This is a genomic window from Colwellia psychrerythraea (assembly GCF_000764185.1).
GTDB lineage: Bacteria > Pseudomonadota > Gammaproteobacteria > Enterobacterales > Alteromonadaceae > Colwellia > Colwellia psychrerythraea_B.
The window spans coordinates 142,436-159,797 of the sequence record NZ_JQEC01000002.1 but is presented as its reverse complement, the minus strand read 5'-3'; the positions used below and the strand labels follow the sequence as shown (position 1 = coordinate 159,797).

Here is a 17,362-nt window from a genome sequence, read left to right as displayed (position 1 = left end):
AGATAAAAGATGAATATTGCCATTGTTGGCGCAGGATTGATGGGGCGATTACTCGCTCTTTCTTTACTTCGAGGTGAACAGCCTGGCGACATACAGCCAGAAAGCGTAAGTATTACTTTATTTGATAGAGATAATAAACTCGCCCATAACAGTGCAGCTTATGCTGCTGCTGGCTTATTAACGCCATTAGGAGAATCACTTCATTGTGAGCCCAATATCGTTAGTATGGGATTTGAGTCATTACGTTTATGGCCGACTTTGATCGACAGTTTGGATGAATATACTTTTTTTCAACAAACTGGTGCCATCATGGTAAGTCATGAGCAAGATAAAGGTGACTATCAACGCTTTGTTAGACATCTTAGTAGTAATTATCCAGAGCATGAGTTACATAGATTAGATCGACAAGCATTATTGGCGCTAGAGCCAGAAATTGGCCGAAGTTTTAACCAAGGTTTATATCTTCCTCAAGAAGGGCAGCTGGGTAATCGCCGTTTATTAGTAGCACTGCGTAAACAACTTGAGAAAGAAAGTCAGCAGGCAGTTTCGGGTAATAATAGCTCAGGCAATAAGCTGAATTGGTTAAGTGCATGTGAAGTAGTTGAAATCAATACTTCTACAGAGGGCAGTACGGTAAGTTATGTTCAATGTGGCGATAAGCACAGCCAACATTTTGATCTAGTCATTGATTGTCGAGGTACAGGGGCAACCAGTAAAAATAGCTCGAGTGCTTGCGCTCCATTGGTTGATTTGCGATCGGTTCGAGGTGAACTCTTTCAGCTATTCGCGCCTGATGTCAACATTTCAAGACCAATAAGATTAATGCACCCAAGATATCAGCTTTATATCGCGCCAAAAGGTAAAGGTTTTTATGTGGTGGGTGCAACTGAAATTGAAAGTGATGATAACTCGGCAATGACAGTTCGTTCAGCAATGGAATTACTCAGTGCTGCGTATAGTGTGCATCCAGGCTTTGCTGAAGCCAATATCCGTCAACACGTGAGTCAATGTCGGCCAGCCTTTAGTGATAACCAGCCTAAAATTACCGTGCAAGATTCACTTATTCAAGTAAATGGTTTATTTCGTCACGGTTTTTTAATTGCTCCCGTGGTGCTTGAACAAACCCTAACTGTTATCGCTAATCAACTAAACTCTAGTAATAGCCCTTTACCTTATGCAGAGCTGTTACCTGTAGAGAAGTCCGTAAGCATAAATAAACAAGAGCCATCTTATGAACATTCATATTAACGGAAAAGCCTATCCACTAAGTAATGAAACACATATTAGTGTCAGTTCAGCGTTAACTTTACACTTTATTGAGCCGCAACAAAGTACATTTGCAGTGGCGCTTAATGGTGATTTTGTCGGTAGAACAGATTACGACACTACTATGGTAAAAAATGGCGACAGCCTTGATGTATTACAACCGATTCAGGGAGGTTAAGTGTAATGTCATTGAATATCTATGGACAAAATCTAGATAGTCGTTTGCTTATTGGTAGTGCTTTATATCCTTCACCACACGTAATGAAACAAGCGATTCTGGCCAGTGGCTCACAAGTTGTCACGCTGTCGCTAAAAAGACAGAATCCAGCTGAAAAATCGGGTCAGCAAATTTGGCATTATTTACAAGAAATAGTGGCGCAAACTAATGGCCATTTACTGCCAAATACTGCAGGCTGTAAAACAGCTAAGGAAGCGGTAACCTTAGCAAAGATGAGCCGTGAGATTTTTAAAACTGACTGGATTAAGTTGGAAGTTATTGGCGATGATTATAACTTACAGCCAGATCCCATAGAATTGTTGAATGCTACAGAACAACTCATTGCTGATGGCTTTAAAGTACTGCCGTATTGCACTGATGATCTTGTGTTATGTCAGCGCCTATATGACTTAGGCTGTCAAGTGATCATGCCTTGGGCATCGCCAATTGGTACAGGTAAAGGGCTGATGAACCCTTATAATCTAGAAACTATTCGCTTACGTTTACCTGAAGCTACTTTGATCTTAGATGCAGGTATTGGCAAACCATCGGATGCCTGTTTAGCCATGGAAATGGGCTATGACGGCGTATTGTTAAATAGTGCAGTGGCACTAGCAGATAATCCGGTATTGATGGCAAAAGCGTTTGGCCAAGCACTGCAAGCAGGTGCGCAAGGTTATGTCGCTGGTATAATGCAACAAAGACAGACCGCCCACCCTTCAACGCCGACACTTGATACACCGTTTTGGCACCAAAATAGTTAAATGACTTTGTTATTTAACGCTACTGCGGCGTTGAATATGCTACACCTAGTAAACTAGGCTCCGCGTATTCGCCTTGCATTAGTGTCAACTAACTTAGCCTTTAAGCTATTTGTATTTTAACTTTTAAAGTATAAGACATTGATGACTAAGCTTAATAAGAAAAAACCAATAATCTGGACCATTTCTGGCAGTGACTGCTCTGGTGGCGCTGGTATTGCTGCTGATATTAAAACAGGGCATGGATTGGGCGTTGAAGTCTGTCACCTTATCACGGCTAATACAGTACAAAATTCATCGAAATTAATCTCAGTAAATCCCGTTCCGATTGATATTTTACAGCACCAGTTCGAAGTGTTAATTGTTGACAAACCGCCATCGGTCATCAAAATTGGCTTAGTCGCTAATGTTGAGCAAGTAGTATGGTTAAGGCAATTAATAATAAACGCCAAGAAAACTGATAGCAATTTGATTGTGGTTTATGACCCTGTTGGTCAAGCCAGTGTTGGTGGTAGCTTCAGCGCTATAACTTTAGAACAACTCACGCCATTATTACGGCAAGTTGACGTGATAACACCGAACTTGATGGAAGCAAAAAGCTTAGCGCGCTTTGATCAGGTAGCTCAAGATGCAGCAGTCGAAAAACTTGCAAAGAAAATTTATGATGATTACTCGATCACTAGTATTATCGTTAAAGGTGGCCATAGTGAAAAAGATAATGGCTTAGCCATTGATTACTGTTATCACCAACTTAACCAGCTCAGTGAGGAAAAACAAGATAACCAAGAAAAGTTACATCAAGTTATTAGCTATCAACTTAGTTCACCTCGTGTAAATACACATTACAGTCATGGTGGCGGTTGTAGCTTTGCTACCGCACTCTCTTCATTTTTAGCTCATGGTTATTTAATTCGCGATGCTTTTACCCTAGCCAAAGCCTTTGTCAATCAGGGTTTAAGCGCTAGTGAGCAAATAAGTGAATTGCACTGTCATCAATATTATGGTGCATTTGAGCAGCAAGGTTGGCCACGTGAGGCTCAATTTTTTCCTAAAGTTGTTGAGCAAGTAAGTGTGCAATACCATAACTTACCAGCATTTAACTCTTTAGAACTTAACGATAAAAAACTTGCTTTATACCCAGTAATTGACTCGTTATATTGGTTAAAACGCTTATTACCATTAGGTTTAGAGATTATTCAGTTACGGGTGAAAAATTTAGCTGAAAACGAGTTAGAGCAAGTAATCATTGAAGCGGTAGAGTTGGCTAAAGACTATGGTACTCGCTTGTTCATTAATGATTATTGGCAACTGGCCATTAAACATGGCGCTTATGGCGTGCATATTGGCCAAGAAGATCTAGCTGAAGCAGATCTTGTTGCTATTCAACAGTCGGGTATACGCCTAGGTATCAGTACTCATGGCTGTTATGAATTCTTATTAGCGCAGCAATTACAGCCCTCTTATTTAGCCATTGGCGCTATTTTCCCCACCAAAACCAAAGACATGACCGGGCAAATTCAAGGTCTTGATAACTTAAGGCAAGTTTTAGCTTTACGACCTGAAAATGAGCAACAAACCCCCGTAGTGGCTATTGGCGGTATTACCCTTGAACGCGCAGCTAAAGTGGTCGAAACAGGCGTAGAAAGCATTGCCGTAGTTACAGCAATAACTGAAGCAGAAAAGTCACACGGTATATCACCTGAGCAGGCCGTAGCTAAAATACAAGCTATAGCATTACAATGTCATAGCGCTTAATATCTTAATTCGATCAAAGCCAAAAACTGTTCATTAAGGATAATAATGAAATTTTTAGAAAATAAGATCCCACCACCGTTAGTGGCTTTATTAACTGCCGCTGGCATGTGGTGGTTAAGTACCTTAACACCGCTGATTACCCTTACTAGTACCATAAAAATGGCTTTGGTAGCTGTCTTTACTCTTAGCGGTGCTTTTTTCGCTTTGGCTGGCGCAGTCTCTTTTCGATTGGCTAAAACTACGGTAAATCCACTAAAGCCTGATACGGCAAGTTCGTTAGTTACTTCGGGGATTTATCAATTTTCCAGAAACCCTATGTATGTCGGTTTTGTTGCGTTTTTATTTGCTTGGACAAGTTATTTGGAGTCAGCTTGGGGAGTAGCTCTAATTGCCGTGTATGTTGCGTATATTCAACGTTTTCAAATCATGCCAGAAGAGCGAGCACTAATTAAGATATTTAAGGATGAATTTATCAATTATAAAAAACAAGTTCGCCCTTGGTTATAATAATTTATTGCAAATAAAACACGAAATATTTACACATTAAAAGGGGAAGGGCATTACTGCACTTCCCCTTTTTTATACTGTATAGAAAAATATTATAGAAAGTATTAATAACTTTCTATAACTTATTTCATTTGTGACAATAATTTTGGATTGGTCACTAAGTTTCTTACACCATGAGCATGATCTTCTTTAAAGGCGTTACCTTTACACCACTCTCCCACTGTTTCAATATTAACTTTTGCAACTTTAGGACGAACACTCCAAGAAATTTGAAATGGTGAGGCTTTTTCATTGTAACTAGGTCCAGTAGTAGAACCGGCATACTGAATTGCTGTTCCAGTGTTATTTGGAATGTTTAATGCCTGATGTTTACCATTCACTACCGCATGTTTAGTTAAGTTACCAAAGTCTAAAGCACTTTTATCATTCACTAGCACATAAACCTGTGTTTCTACGCGGGCTTGTATATTGGTGATAGATTCACCTAAACAGGCACCTAATGTATGACCAGGTTTTGCAAGAGCGGTTGAGTGAACATAATGTACTTCAATAGTATCACCAGGAAATAGACCGCCGTGTGGACTAGGACAAATGTCTTTGTCAATCTTTTTGGTTTCACTGCTGCTTAGCTTTCCTGAGTAAACGAAACCCGATTGATAACCAGTACCAGTGCCATTTCCTGCATATTTGTTAAACTCACCACCTTTATGTTCAGCATTTTTATGAAAGTGGATATTACAAAGATTCATGTCTTGATATGCAGGTGCCTCACCAAATATACGGGCATTGCTACCTTGATGAGAGCTAAGATCGCGTGGTGATTGCGGACCGAAACCTTTACCGTCCGTTTTTATTTCTAACATAGCACGTTGCTTTTCTATAACTTGATTAGAAACGTTATCGTGATCACTACCAGCGCAAGCTACTAGAGGTATTAATGTGCTGGCAATAGCCAATGCAATAATCTTTGTTTTCATGTTTTCCCTTAAGGTTGTTGATTAACGGGTTACTTACGGCGAATAGCATTACTTAATTATTTTCTCCACTCTTAAGTCAAAGTAGATAGTATCTTACGGTTTATCATATGAAAAAAAGCCATTCTTCGCTGTTATTATATAGTGGGTAAATGATAAAACTACAAGTCATCTCTATTGGTTAAATTGCACAAATAAACAATCTTACGCTTTGTTTTTTATTGCTTTTCATCATAAGTTAATGATTAAGTATGCTACAGCAAAACGTGAGGTTAGACACTAGCACTACCCTGCTATAAACCGCCTAATATGTTAAGAATTGTAATTACTGTAATATTTAATGTTATGGCGTTTGTTAGCGGCTGATAGCTTTAAATATCGTGAATACGGGTAAATAATCAATATTGTGAGTGAAAAATAGCCAGCTATAATTTTAATGTTGAAGGCATAGAAACTTTATCTGATATGTCTGGTATTTAATTAGGAGTATTATTATGATTGAACTGAAAATACAGGCAGTTGGTGGGGGAGTGGGAGTCGAACTGCCACCAGAGGTGCTAAAACAATTACAAACCAGTGAAGGGGAGACTATCTTTTTAGAGAATATGTTTGATGGCAGTTATTGCTTAACTAAACATGATGAAAAGTCTGCTGAGCTAATGATGCTAATTGATGGTCAAATGCACGAAGAAGACGCTTAAAGGTAGCGACGTAAATATGGGTAAGTATAGCGTAAAAAATGAACATGAATCGTGATAAATTACTACGTTATAAACAGGTTTCTGTTGATAATGTCTTTGATAAAGAAACCCAGCTTATTGCCCAAATACAATCTGGCCAACTCAAGCAATGTCTGATGCTCTGGCAAGCCAAGCAAGCAACTTTAGTATTGCCTGCGGGGAAAAAGTGGCCAGAATCTGAGAATTTGATTCAAGCTTTATCAAATGAGCATTGGTTGCTGTATTCAAGAAAAACGGGTGGTGCACCAGTGCCGCAATGTCCGGGTGTTATTAATTTATCTCACCTTTATACTTGGCCAAACGATACACAGTACTCAATCCCCCAAGCTTATGAAAACCTATGCACAGTATTGCATGGATTTTTTCGTCAATTTAACTTAGTTAGCCAAACACATGCGACCGAGTTCTCTTACTGTGATGGTGATTACAATATCAATATAAATGGCAAGAAAATTGTTGGTACCGCTCAGCGGGTTATACTAAAAAAAGGCGGTGGAAAAATAGTATTAGCACAGGCTTTTATACTTATTGATGTGTTGTTAGCTGAGATGATAAAACCGGTAAACCTATGTTATAAATTATCGGATAAAAAAGAACGAGTAAAAGCGCAAGTTCATACTACGCTTTTTGGCAATATTAGTGAGCGGCCTACCATAGACCAGTTATACCAGCAGCTTACTCAAGCGTTTGTAGATAGTGGTTTATACCAATAACAGCAAGGCTGATAAAATCCTCACTGAAAAGAGAAATAACTATTACTTATCTACATTTTTTAGCTGTAGATACAGATCGCTAAATCTGACGCGCTTTTTATAACCTTTGAAAAAATGTTTATGAATTACCTTACCTTGGTTATCAATGACTACTACCCCTGGATACGGAATACCGTAATTATCATCACCTAGCGAATATTCTTTATTGAGAATATTATAGGCTGACATAGTTCGTACATTCTGGTCTGATAATAATGGAAAACTGATATTTTGTTGTCTTGCGAATTTTTTCAATATATCAGTATTATCATAAGAAATTCCGGCTAAGCCGTAACCTAATTTGGTAAAATCTTCAGCTTGATTGTTCAATTCAATGAGGTGTTTTTTACAAAAAGGACACCAATCGGCAGAGCGGAAAAATAAGATAATGAGACCTTGTTTACCACTTAGCTGACTAATATTGACAGCTTTGAGTTGAGTATTCAGAACTGATATTATCGGCGCTTTTTGGTTGAGAGTGGGACCGACATTCGAGATAGTGTTGGCAATGGCACTGTTAGTTAAAAATAAGAGTGATAATAAAAGTGAAATTACTGCTTTGCGATGGAAGGTTAATTCAGTTCTAATGTTCATTCAGGTTACAGTCTTTTGTGGATTCTGGCTTAAAAGACCGTATTGCAGTATAAAAATTTCAATAAAGCTACTAACTTGTTTTAAGAAAGTAGCTGTAAAGGGAACCTAGTTAACTTTTAACCTTGAATTACCAGGTTTTTAATAATGCCGCAGCGGCTTTTTTCTCAGGAAAGTTCTGCTCACTATCAACGGCTTCAATTAATTGTTTTTTAGCTTCAACTTTTCTCGATAAAGCATAAAGAGTTACTGAGATATGATATTTAACTTCAGCATTATCAAAGTCTTTTGTTAGTGCTAGTCGAAATAATGCAACAGCTTGTTTATGTTCACCTAATCGACTTTTTATCCAGGCTAGGGTATCAATTATAGCGACGTTTTCAGGCAAGTAATCATAGGCTTGCTGGGCATATTGTTTAGCTTTTTCGGTATTACCTAAACTAAATTCAACACTAGCGGCATTGTTTAATAGAATGGGTAATGGCCCAAACTTTGTCATCAATAGTTGATAATTCTCTGCGGATTTTTGTAACTGTTTACTACCTTTGTAACTGTCTGCTAAAGCGATAGCCACCAGCATGTCATCTGGGTATTTTAATAACCAATTTTTCAAAGGCTTTATCGCCTTGCTGGTTTTATCTTGTTGTTTATAACTTCGATATAAACCAAGAATGGCTTGTTTTTGATCCGACTTACGTAAAGCGTTTTGATAAAATTTAATGGCTTGATTACTGTCACCTAAGGCAAGGTATAGGTCACCCTTAAGTACCAATGTTAAGCTGCTACTCTGTGTAATGTCAGCAATCGATGAGATTAGACTTAAGGCAAAAGCTTCATTTTTATTTTTAATGGTCAGATTTACCAAGCCTAAATAAGCAGGAAGAAATGTATCATTAGCGATAATGGCTTTTTTATACGATTTTACTGCACCCGCATTATCTTTGGCTTTTAACTGTGCTTTGGCAAGAATGATAAGGGCAGGTGCTTTTTTCCGAGATTTTTCTACATAATCCCGTAAGGCAAGTACAGCTTGTTGGTGCTTATTTTGTTGCTGATATAGCTTCGCAATAGTGAGTAACGGCTCTGGCTCTCTCCGGTGTTGGCCAATAAAACCATCGATTAAATCAATGGCTTCATCAAGCCTATTTTGCTTGGTTAGAATGCGACTTAACTTTAATACCACGTAAAAGTCATTTGGGTCTTGCGCATAGGACTTTTGTATCCAAACCTTTGCATTTTTAATATCTTTTTTAAATAAATAACTGTCAGATATTTCAGTCATTATTAAGGTGTTATGTTCAAATAAGGCGAGTTTAGCCTGAAGAAAACTCAGCGCTTTATCATAATCACCAACAATATTATGCATACGCGCTAAATGTACCATAGCAATAATATTTGCTTCATTTAACACTAGGGCTTGTTCAAACGCAGCTCTAGCTTCGGGCAGTTGTCTGTTTAAACCATACAGCATGCCGATACGTTGTTGAAAAAAACTATTTTCAGGAAATTCTTTGATTAAATCTTTGGCGACATCAATGGCTAAAGTATATTTTTTTGTATTTTGGTATGACTCAATAAGTAGTAACTTGATTTGAGTACCATTAATTTCGTTATCTTTAATCGCTGACAGTGCGTTTATTGCTGCTTTATAATCACCCGACTGCATTTTACTACGGGCTAAATTACTGACGCTAATCGTTGAATTAGGGTAGCTATCAACCACCTTTTCAAAGTAAAACTGGGCCTTGCTACTGTCTTCTAATCGCAAATAAGTTAAGCCAAGTAGTGTTAAAATATCAGGGTTGTTTGGGCGAGCGACATTAGTTTTAGTCAATAAATGGCGTGCTGAATTTAAGTCACCTTGCTCTATTTCAATACTGGCGATCATACGGACAGAGTCTATATCGTATTCAACATAATTTAGGTAATAGCTTAGATAGCGATGGGCATCATTTAAATTACCAAACTGAAAGTTGGTTAGGCCAGCTAGAAAATAATAATCTGGGGTATTTCTCATTACTTCTGACGGTACTGCGGACAAAGTGGCAATGACTTCAGAGAGTTTGTCGTTATCTGAAGCATCTTTATCAGTACTAGGTAGACTGGCATTGATAATAGCTTTCAAATAACCAGCTCTAGGCTCATTAGGTATTTCACTAAGAATATAATCTACATGAGGCACTGCCAGTTGATATTCTTTTAATTCTATATGCAGCATCGCTTTAGTTAAACGTGCAGAAAGGTGTTTTTCATTAATTTTTAGTGCTTCATTGATAGCAAGTAATGCACCTTGGCGATCGCCTAAGCGGTGCAATATTTTTGATTTTAACACCCAACCATTAACGAAAGGCTTAACACTCGCAAGAGATAAGTCTATGTAACTCAGAGCTTGGTTAACTTTTGATTCTTGTAGTGCGATTTGTGCACGACCTAACAAAGCCATTTGATTTTTGGGTTTTAACTGCAATACGCTAATAAATGCTTTATCGGCTAACTTAAATTGCTTTTTGCCAATATAAGCTTGCCCTCTGATGAGTAACAATTCACTTTCAATTTTTTCATTTCGCTGACCAAGCTTAGCGACTTTTAATGCTTTATCGTATTGGCCTTGCAGTATGTAAGCATGCCCGTACAAGGTTATTAATCGGTCGTTATCAACTTTACCATCGCGTGCTCGGTCTAACTCAATTTGTGCAGCGGAGCCGTTGCCTTGCATGATAAGTATTTGTGCCATTAATACACGGGATGGCATGTGCTGAGGGTTTTCTTGAATAATATTCTTTAAATGAATAATAGCACTGGAAAACTCTTCATTTTGAAAAGCGATTAAGGCTTTTTCATAACTCGCGTCAAGGCTTTCACTTGCGAAAGTGAAGCCGGATATAAAGGTCAAAGAGAGTAGTGTCGCCAGAAGGCTGTTTTTTATATTCATGTGATACCGATTTTAATGATCTGTTTATACGGCCATTACCAACCCTAGTTAACTTAGCCAGGTTCTTCGCCATATGAATTAAGTGTAAATCTATTGAAAGATATTCATTGGGAAAATAGTAACATTGATAGTAACTTTGTTGAAAAATATATTTATATAGCTCGTTAAAGTTATTAATTGTCTTGTCAGGTTTTTTTACAGCAGAATGCTTTACTCGATAGGTGTTGCAACGTAATATGTCTAAGGTGTTGTTAAATGGCGACATTGAATTGTTGGAACAATAATTGCTTTAACATTGGTCGACTAATGATTTGTGTTGAATAAACACAAACTCCTTACCCTAAATTTGAAAGTGATAAAGTATTAAGACTATGACTTTAATTAAAAATGTATTTAAAATTTTTGCAATAACCGCGTTATTTTCATCTGCTAACGTATTTGCTGCTGACTTTCTCGTTGATACAACGATCGATGATGCTAATAATGATGCTGTTGGTGGTTGGAAATATGAAATTGATAAAATGGATGTTCAATGGGCAAGTGATGGTTTAATTACTGTTGATATTTATACTAACTTTGTTGATTACAATAATGAATATAGTACTGGCTATGGCAATGGTAATATCGTCTTAGGCGATCTTCTTATTGGTACTGGCGGTGCAAGCTCTCCATTTGACTACGCTTTTGTATTATCCGATGCTGATAGAGAACGTACCCAATATTACAGTCAAGATCACTGGAATAATACTGGTACTTTTACTGAGATAGGTTCAACGGTATCCGCTAAAGAATATCATAATAACTCTAGCCAGGTTCAAGATGGTCAGGTTGTAGCAGGTAATACTATAGGTACAGGGCAACAAAGCGCTTGGTCTGTAGATAGACAAAATACTGGACCTAATCGTGATAATTATGACCTGATTAGTTTTAGCTTTAACGTAAATGGTATTGATGCATTTCAAAATGCTTCACAATTAGCATTTAGCTGGGCTATGTCATGTGCAAACGATGTAGTAGATGGCGTAGTAAGTGTTAACCGACCTACTAGCGTACCTGAGCCAACAACTTTATTACTTATGTTAATAGCCTTAGGCTTTATGGCTAAAAGCCGTAAAACTAAAGCGAATGATTTTTCAGCTTAAATATTCTTTTTATTTTATAAATCGAGTATATGGCTAAAGCGACCTTCGGGTCGTTTTTTTATGCCTGAATTTAAATTTTTGGTATAATGAAGTCAGTTTTCTTTAACACTGCAATGAGTAATTAGTTCAATGTTGTAAGAGCAATAGTCTATTCCAGTGAACTGAGCAACTATGATTAAACGAGTGAATGACAGTATTTGTCCTCTATGTAAACAAAGTAATCGTTGCGATGTTAAGTCTAACAAGGGTTGCTGGTGTATGAATACCAAAGTGCCAGCAGCACTGCTAGCGCAAGTTCCTGTCGAGTTTAAGGCAAAGACTTGTATTTGTAATAGCTGTATTGAGCATTATAATCAGCAGCAAACATCAAAAATTGTCAGAAAAGAGGAATAACAGTAATAAATGGCCTAAATAAAGACAATTTTAAGCGGTGTAAAAAGAAAGACACATGCGAACAACAATTATTTATGATTTAGTACTACGAAAGTAACGCTCAGGATAGTAAAATGTTTGCTATGAAAACAATTTTATTGTCACCTTTATGAATAAAGCCCAAGCAAGCCGAGCAGTACATCAGCCAATTCTCAGTTCAAAAGCCAAAATTGCCATTATCGGTGGTGGAGTTGCTGGCTCTACAATAGCTTTGCGATTTGCTGAATTAGGGTTAGATACCACGCTAATAGAAAAAGGCCCTAGCTTAGTTAATGGCCCACCTATTTGCCATTTGCATGCTGGTGGTAATTTGTACCGTGAAATTTGTGATCAACAGTGCCTCACGTTATTACAACAATCGATAGATACCGTTAAAGTATACCCGCACAGCGTTAATATTCGGCCAACACTTATTGCCTTGCCTAAAACGGATCATGGTCAACCTACAGATCTATTGCCTCGATTAAAGAAACTAAGAGCTAGATATGCAGATCTAGTGGCAGAAGATGTCAGGAATAAAGTGCTAGGTGAGCCAGAAAATTATTTTAGATTTTATTCCCGAGCAGAGCTTGATGTTTTACTTGAGTTACCGCTACCTAGTGTGGCACAAAATGACAGTGATTGGTTAGTTGCTTTTGCACAAAATGTTGACTTAGAAAGCCTTAAATTTCCGCTATTACTGGTGCAAGAATATGGTTTATCTGCATTTCGTTTTGCAGCTATTAGCAATTTAGCGATAGATCGTTTGCCCAGCTGTCACCTTAAAACTAGCAGCCAAGTTATCGCCATTACTCAACAAGAAAATTGCTTAGGCTGGCAAGTCTCGACTCAGCAACAACACAGCCAAGTGATTGAACATAATCATTATGATTACGTTATTAATGCCTGTGGTTTTAAAAGTGGTGAAATTGATGACATGGTAAGTGCTAAGCGGCAACGTATGGTGGAGTTTAAAGCCGCTTATGTTGCTCATTGGTCTAAATGCCAAGGTTTATGGCCTGAAGTGGTTTTTTATGGTGAGCGTGGTACCCCTCAAGGCATGGCGCAACTAACCCCTTATCCCGATGGTTACTTTCAACTACATGGTATGACCCAAGACATCACACTATTTGATCAAGGTTTAGTGGCGAGTTGTCAAAAAAGTGCTCAACCCAAATTAGCACAACGTTTTCTCGAAAAGATTGATAAACAATGGCCTGAGCAGCTGATCAGTAATAGAACCTTAGGATCTATTGAACATATTGCCCAGTTTATCCCGACTTTTAGCAGCGCAGAAGCCGCAGCAAAGCCACTATTTGGCGCTCAACAAATTCCTGGAGAAGATGCAGACTTACGTGCAGCAGACGTCTCTTTTTATGGTCAACATTATGCCCGCACTGAAATTGTTAAAGCTTCTTCAGCGCTGGCTGCTGCGGATGCCATATTAAAAAATTTAGTAGATTGTGGATTAATAGCAGAGGTTGAACTAGGTAAGTTTCTAACTGAACATTATTTTCCTATAAGTCAGCAATGCTCTTCAGTTGAAGTAACAGAAAAGGCAATTGCCTTAGCCAAACAGCGTGACTACCCTATTGCTTTGGCAAAAAACCTATAAAGCCTGCTTTAAAGCAAGCTAGGATAACCAGATTAGATTAACGTTGCAGCGCTGCTAGTAGCTCTGCAAAGCTATCAAAACACCACTCTGGCTGATATTGATTGATATCTTCACCATAGTTATAACCATAAGTTAAACCAACGCTGTCTATATTCGCCGCTTTTGCAGCTAAAATATCGTTTCGCGAGTCGCCAATCATCACACACTGATCAGCGGTAACTTTAAGCTGCGCTAAGGCATAATTTAGCGGCGCTGGGTTTGGCTTTCTCACTGGTAAGGTATCGCCGCCAATTAATAATTCAAATAGGTTATCGATACCTAAACCACTCAAGATTGGTTGAATGAATACCGTCGGTTTATTGGTAATAATAGCTAGGCGATAGCCAGCATTTTTTAAGCTAACTAAGCCAGATTTTACATCGTCATACAGAATTGATTCTACGCATAAACATTGTTGATAATGCGCTAAGAAAATAGTTAATGCATCCTGAGCAAGTGCCGAGTCTAATTGTTCGTTGATTTTAGATGAACCAGATAATGCCCGTTCAATTAAGACCTTGGCACCATTGCCAACCCAGTGATGAATAATTTGTGTATCAAACTCTTCTTTATTTAAATCACGAAGGGTTTTATTTACAGCTAAGGCAAGGTCAGGGGCACTATCAACTAAGGTGCCATCGAGATCGAATAACAGTACACTTTTTTCTTGAAGAGTCACAAAATTCTCATTGGAGGGGAAATAGCTAATTCTGCAACTATTCTAACACTCAAATGAGTCTATTTCATGACCGCAATCGAAAAATCTGCTTATCCAGAGTTCAGGTTACTTGGTTTAATAGCACTCGGCTAGGTCTCACTTTAGCCAATTTCTGGCGATTGCGATGCCAGAAGAGGTTAGTTTTTTAGTGACGTTACGATCGACGACCTGAATCTTTCTATGGCAGTATCATCCGCGGTTCCGTTTTCTGAGTGTGCATAGTTTGCATAAAATTAGGTATGGGAGAAGTAAGGCTAAATTTAGATATATAGCCTGAAATTTAGTGCTACTTTGGCAAAACAAAATATGCTCCGATTACTCATAAAGGTTAATTTGTTTGAAAATGCAAACAAATGTGAAAGCGTAAATAATTGATCAAGAATGAAGTTATCAAGTAATCATCCAGTGTAAGTTAAATGGTAATGATTTACATTTATCTTTTTGCTATGCTAGCAATAATCTTTTTATGTTTAAGAATGTGCAGATGTAACAGCAATTCTTACTTACTGTTTTATCTAGTGCGCTTGCCAATGCGAGCATGGAACCATAGTGCCTTACCTTGTCAATAAACTCAATTTCTCTAGCCCACGATGGTCAGTATTATCCAGAGTATTAGCCGCTACTTTAGGTGGTTATATCTTAGCGACTGCAAGCTCGTTTTTTATCAGCCAATTACTTATGACAAGTGTTGGCAAATACCAAGCCATTCACATAGGTTTGATGTTAACTTTCATCGTTTACGCCTGTGTTGCCATGTGGGTTTTTTCAGTGAAAACGGCAACAAAGGCATGGTTAGGTTTGCTCAAATTATCCATTTCCTTTGTTGTAGCAACTTGGTTGTTGATGCAGTTTAATGGTGTGGCTAGCTAATGAAAGATAATTTTAGACAATCAATGAAGTGGTTTCATACTTGGGTCGGCTTAGTGGTTGGTTGGATATTATTTTTCATGTTTTTAACCGGTAGCTTAGGCTATTTTTATCAAGAAATCACCCGTTGGATGGAGCCAGAAAGACCTTTTGTAGTACAGCAAATAAGTACTGAAGAATTACTTGATACCGCCCAAATTTACTTAGAAAAACACGCAGAGGGGGCTGATGGGTGGGATATCATGCTACCCAATATACGAGATCAAAACTTGCGTGTTGGTTGGCGACATCCAGCAGAGCCGGGTAAAAAACGTGGCAAATATAAAATAAAAGTATTGGATGTAAATACGGGGGATAAAGTTGAGCGAAGGGCAACTGGTGGTGGCCGGTTACTGTACCGAATGCACTATCGTTTACATTATTTATCAACCAATATTAGTTATTGGATTGTTGGTTTTTGTAGCATGTTAATGTTGCTTGCCGTTATCACGGGTGTCGTTATTCATAAAAAAATATTCACCGATTTTTTTACCTTTAGAGCCAAAAAAGGTTTGCCTGGTTGGTTAGACATTCACAATGTATTAAGTGTTATTGCGCTGCCATTTCACTTTATGATTACCTACAGTGGTTTACTGTTTTTCCTTTTTACTTACATGGTGCTCAGTACTAATTTACAAACCAATGAAGATGAATATAGGGAAATGCGCAAAGAGATATATCCGAGAACAGTGCATTTAGACAAAACAAACCAAGCCGCGAAGATGTTAGATATTTCATTCTTATACCAGCAGGCAAAAACCACCTGGCAGGCGAGTGAATTAAGTTATGTTGAAATGTTTGCTGCTAATGATGTTAATGCCCACGCACTTTTTGTTCGGCACGAAACTGATATCACTTATAACCCTGACGATGAAATAACAGTAAATGCTGTAACAGGTGAGATCATACTATCAAAACATAAGCAGTATACTGTTGCGGCTATGATACATAATGGTTTCTTCTCTTTACATGAAGGCCAATTTTCTGGCCCGGTTGCCCGCTGGGTGTATTTTTTTACTGGTCTCATTGGCAGCGCGATGATTGCTTCAGGCTTAATTTTGTGGACAACTAAACGCAAACCAAAACAAATGAAAAAGACCAATGGTCCTGACTTTGGTTATCGACTGGTTGAGCAACTTAATATTGGTACTATAGTTGGTTTGCCTATTGCCATCGCCATGTACTTTTATGCTAATCGTTTGTTGCCGCTTGATATGGCTAATCGAATTAATTGGGAAGCTAATGTAATGTTTATTAGTTGGGCAATATTATTAATCTATCCGATGTTCCGCCCAGCAGCTAAAGCGTGGTATGAGCAATTACAATTGGCAACACTAGTGTATATAGGGCTACCATTAGTGAATGCACTCACTACAGACAAACATCTGTTCAACAGCCTTAACAAACAAGACTGGAATTTAGCGGGATTTGATTTAACCTTATTGCTTGTTGGCGGCTGTTTTGCCTTCGCCGCCTATAAATTTAAAACATTACAGATAAGTAAACGAGCAAATAATGATAGAGAAATAGAAAAACAAACTAATCGACCAGTACAAGTGGCTAATGAAAGCCTACTGCCATTGCAGCAAGTGAATAAGGAGAAGTGCTAATGTTAGTATTAACCAGCTTAAGTTTCTCTATCATGGTGTTATTTTGTTTAGCCATGACTAAGCACAGAGAGCAAGTGTTAGAATCTGAAGTTTCTATGCTGGCAGTGCGATTCTTCCGGCCATTTGCTTGGTTATTGTTGTTGTTTACCGGCTATTTAAGTGTCGATATGTATGGTTGGTCTATCGGCCCTGCACTGTTATTTGGTGCGCTCACTATCGCAACCTTATTACTGATATTATTATTAACCTATCGAGCAAAAATAGTTCCCGAATTAGCCATTGTATTATCATTAATAGCTAGCATGAGTATCTTTATTGCTTAAGGGGGGGTTGAAGTGTGTCATCTGAATTTTATGAACCGTGGGTATAGCCACAAAAACTAAAATATTGAAATTAAGAGATTGAAATTAAATCATTTTTCGGTAG

At 38.0% G+C, this 17,362-nt stretch carries 17 protein-coding genes; 13 read left to right on the top strand and 4 right to left on the bottom strand.

The window, feature by feature from the left end:
• The first annotated feature begins 9 nt into the window (after nt 1-9).
• From GAB14E_RS21510 to GAB14E_RS21530, 5 genes are all read left to right on the top strand, one after another.
• A complete protein-coding gene (locus GAB14E_RS21510; protein WP_033080318.1) occupies nt 10-1,248 on the top strand; it encodes an FAD-dependent oxidoreductase in 1,239 nt (412 codons plus the stop codon).
• Nucleotides 1,232-1,444, top strand: a complete 213-nt coding sequence (gene thiS, locus GAB14E_RS21515; RefSeq protein WP_033080317.1) for a sulfur carrier protein ThiS — start codon at nt 1,232-1,234, stop codon at nt 1,442-1,444. The genes GAB14E_RS21510 and thiS overlap by 17 nt, the downstream gene beginning before the upstream one ends.
• Nucleotides 1,445-1,449: 5 nt before the next feature.
• Complete coding sequence (locus GAB14E_RS21520; protein WP_033080316.1) at nt 1,450-2,247, top strand: thiazole synthase; 798 nt, start codon at nt 1,450-1,452, stop codon at nt 2,245-2,247.
• Between the two features lie 141 nt (nt 2,248-2,388).
• Nucleotides 2,389-3,999, top strand: a complete 1,611-nt coding sequence (thiE, locus tag GAB14E_RS21525) for a thiamine phosphate synthase (RefSeq protein WP_033080315.1) — start codon at nt 2,389-2,391, stop codon at nt 3,997-3,999.
• 45 nt (nt 4,000-4,044) lie between these two features.
• Nucleotides 4,045-4,506, top strand: coding sequence for a methyltransferase family protein (locus tag GAB14E_RS21530; RefSeq protein ID WP_033080314.1), 462 nt, complete (start codon nt 4,045-4,047; stop codon nt 4,504-4,506).
• Between the two features lie 122 nt (nt 4,507-4,628).
• Here GAB14E_RS21530 and GAB14E_RS21535 read toward each other — a convergent pair whose 3' ends face one another.
• On the bottom strand, nt 4,629-5,483 hold the full coding sequence (locus tag GAB14E_RS21535) for a delta-class carbonic anhydrase (protein ID WP_033080313.1): 855 nt from the start codon (nt 5,481-5,483) through the stop codon (nt 4,629-4,631).
• Between the two features lie 491 nt (nt 5,484-5,974).
• Here GAB14E_RS21535 and GAB14E_RS21540 point away from each other — a divergent pair, with 491 nt between their 5' ends.
• On the top strand, nt 5,975-6,181 hold the full coding sequence (locus GAB14E_RS21540; protein ID WP_033080312.1) for an AbrB/MazE/SpoVT family DNA-binding domain-containing protein: 207 nt from the start codon (nt 5,975-5,977) through the stop codon (nt 6,179-6,181).
• A 44-nt stretch (nt 6,182-6,225) separates the two neighbouring features.
• A complete protein-coding gene (locus GAB14E_RS21545) occupies nt 6,226-6,933 on the top strand; it encodes a lipoate--protein ligase family protein (protein WP_033080548.1) in 708 nt (235 codons plus the stop codon).
• A 42-nt stretch (nt 6,934-6,975) separates the two neighbouring features.
• Here the strand turns inward: GAB14E_RS21545 and GAB14E_RS21550 are convergent, their stop codons facing one another.
• Nucleotides 6,976-7,566, bottom strand: a complete 591-nt coding sequence (locus GAB14E_RS21550) for a peroxiredoxin family protein (RefSeq protein ID WP_052093361.1) — start codon at nt 7,564-7,566, stop codon at nt 6,976-6,978.
• A gap of 127 nt (nt 7,567-7,693) precedes the next feature.
• Nucleotides 7,694-10,495, bottom strand: a complete 2,802-nt coding sequence (gene prsT / locus GAB14E_RS21555) for an XrtA/PEP-CTERM system TPR-repeat protein PrsT (protein ID WP_033080311.1) — start codon at nt 10,493-10,495, stop codon at nt 7,694-7,696.
• 371 nt (nt 10,496-10,866) lie between these two features.
• Here prsT and GAB14E_RS21560 point away from each other — a divergent pair, with 371 nt between their 5' ends.
• From GAB14E_RS21560 to GAB14E_RS21570, 3 genes are all read left to right on the top strand, one after another.
• Complete coding sequence (locus GAB14E_RS21560) at nt 10,867-11,637, top strand: PEP-CTERM sorting domain-containing protein (protein WP_033080310.1); 771 nt, start codon at nt 10,867-10,869, stop codon at nt 11,635-11,637.
• Nucleotides 11,638-11,808: 171 nt separating this feature from the next.
• On the top strand, nt 11,809-12,030 hold the full coding sequence (locus tag GAB14E_RS25430; RefSeq protein WP_033080309.1) for a cysteine-rich CWC family protein: 222 nt from the start codon (nt 11,809-11,811) through the stop codon (nt 12,028-12,030).
• 148 nt (nt 12,031-12,178) lie between these two features.
• Nucleotides 12,179-13,663, top strand: coding sequence for an FAD-dependent oxidoreductase (locus tag GAB14E_RS21570; RefSeq protein ID WP_033080308.1), 1,485 nt, complete (start codon nt 12,179-12,181; stop codon nt 13,661-13,663).
• Nucleotides 13,664-13,700: 37 nt separating this feature from the next.
• On the opposite strand, the gene GAB14E_RS21575 is transcribed toward GAB14E_RS21570, so the two are convergent.
• Nucleotides 13,701-14,381, bottom strand: a complete 681-nt coding sequence (locus tag GAB14E_RS21575) for a phosphoglycolate phosphatase (protein ID WP_033080307.1) — start codon at nt 14,379-14,381, stop codon at nt 13,701-13,703.
• Nucleotides 14,382-14,969: 588 nt separating this feature from the next.
• On the opposite strand from GAB14E_RS21575, the gene GAB14E_RS21580 reads away from it, so the two are divergent.
• From GAB14E_RS21580 to GAB14E_RS0122375, 3 genes are read left to right on the top strand one after another with little or no spacing between them, the layout of a single operon-like run.
• Nucleotides 14,970-15,290 carry a DUF3649 domain-containing protein gene (locus tag GAB14E_RS21580; protein ID WP_033080306.1) on the top strand — a complete coding sequence of 107 codons (321 nt, stop codon included), beginning with the start codon at nt 14,970-14,972 and terminating at the stop codon, nt 15,288-15,290.
• Nucleotides 15,290-16,936, top strand: a complete 1,647-nt coding sequence (locus GAB14E_RS21585) for a PepSY-associated TM helix domain-containing protein (RefSeq protein ID WP_033080305.1) — start codon at nt 15,290-15,292, stop codon at nt 16,934-16,936. The genes GAB14E_RS21580 and GAB14E_RS21585 overlap by 1 nt, the downstream gene beginning before the upstream one ends.
• Nucleotides 16,936-17,259 carry a DUF3325 domain-containing protein gene (locus GAB14E_RS0122375; protein ID WP_052093359.1) on the top strand — a complete coding sequence of 108 codons (324 nt, stop codon included), beginning with the start codon at nt 16,936-16,938 and terminating at the stop codon, nt 17,257-17,259. Before GAB14E_RS21585 ends, GAB14E_RS0122375 begins: the two co-directional genes overlap by 1 nt.
• Nucleotides 17,260-17,362: the final 103 nt, after the last annotated feature.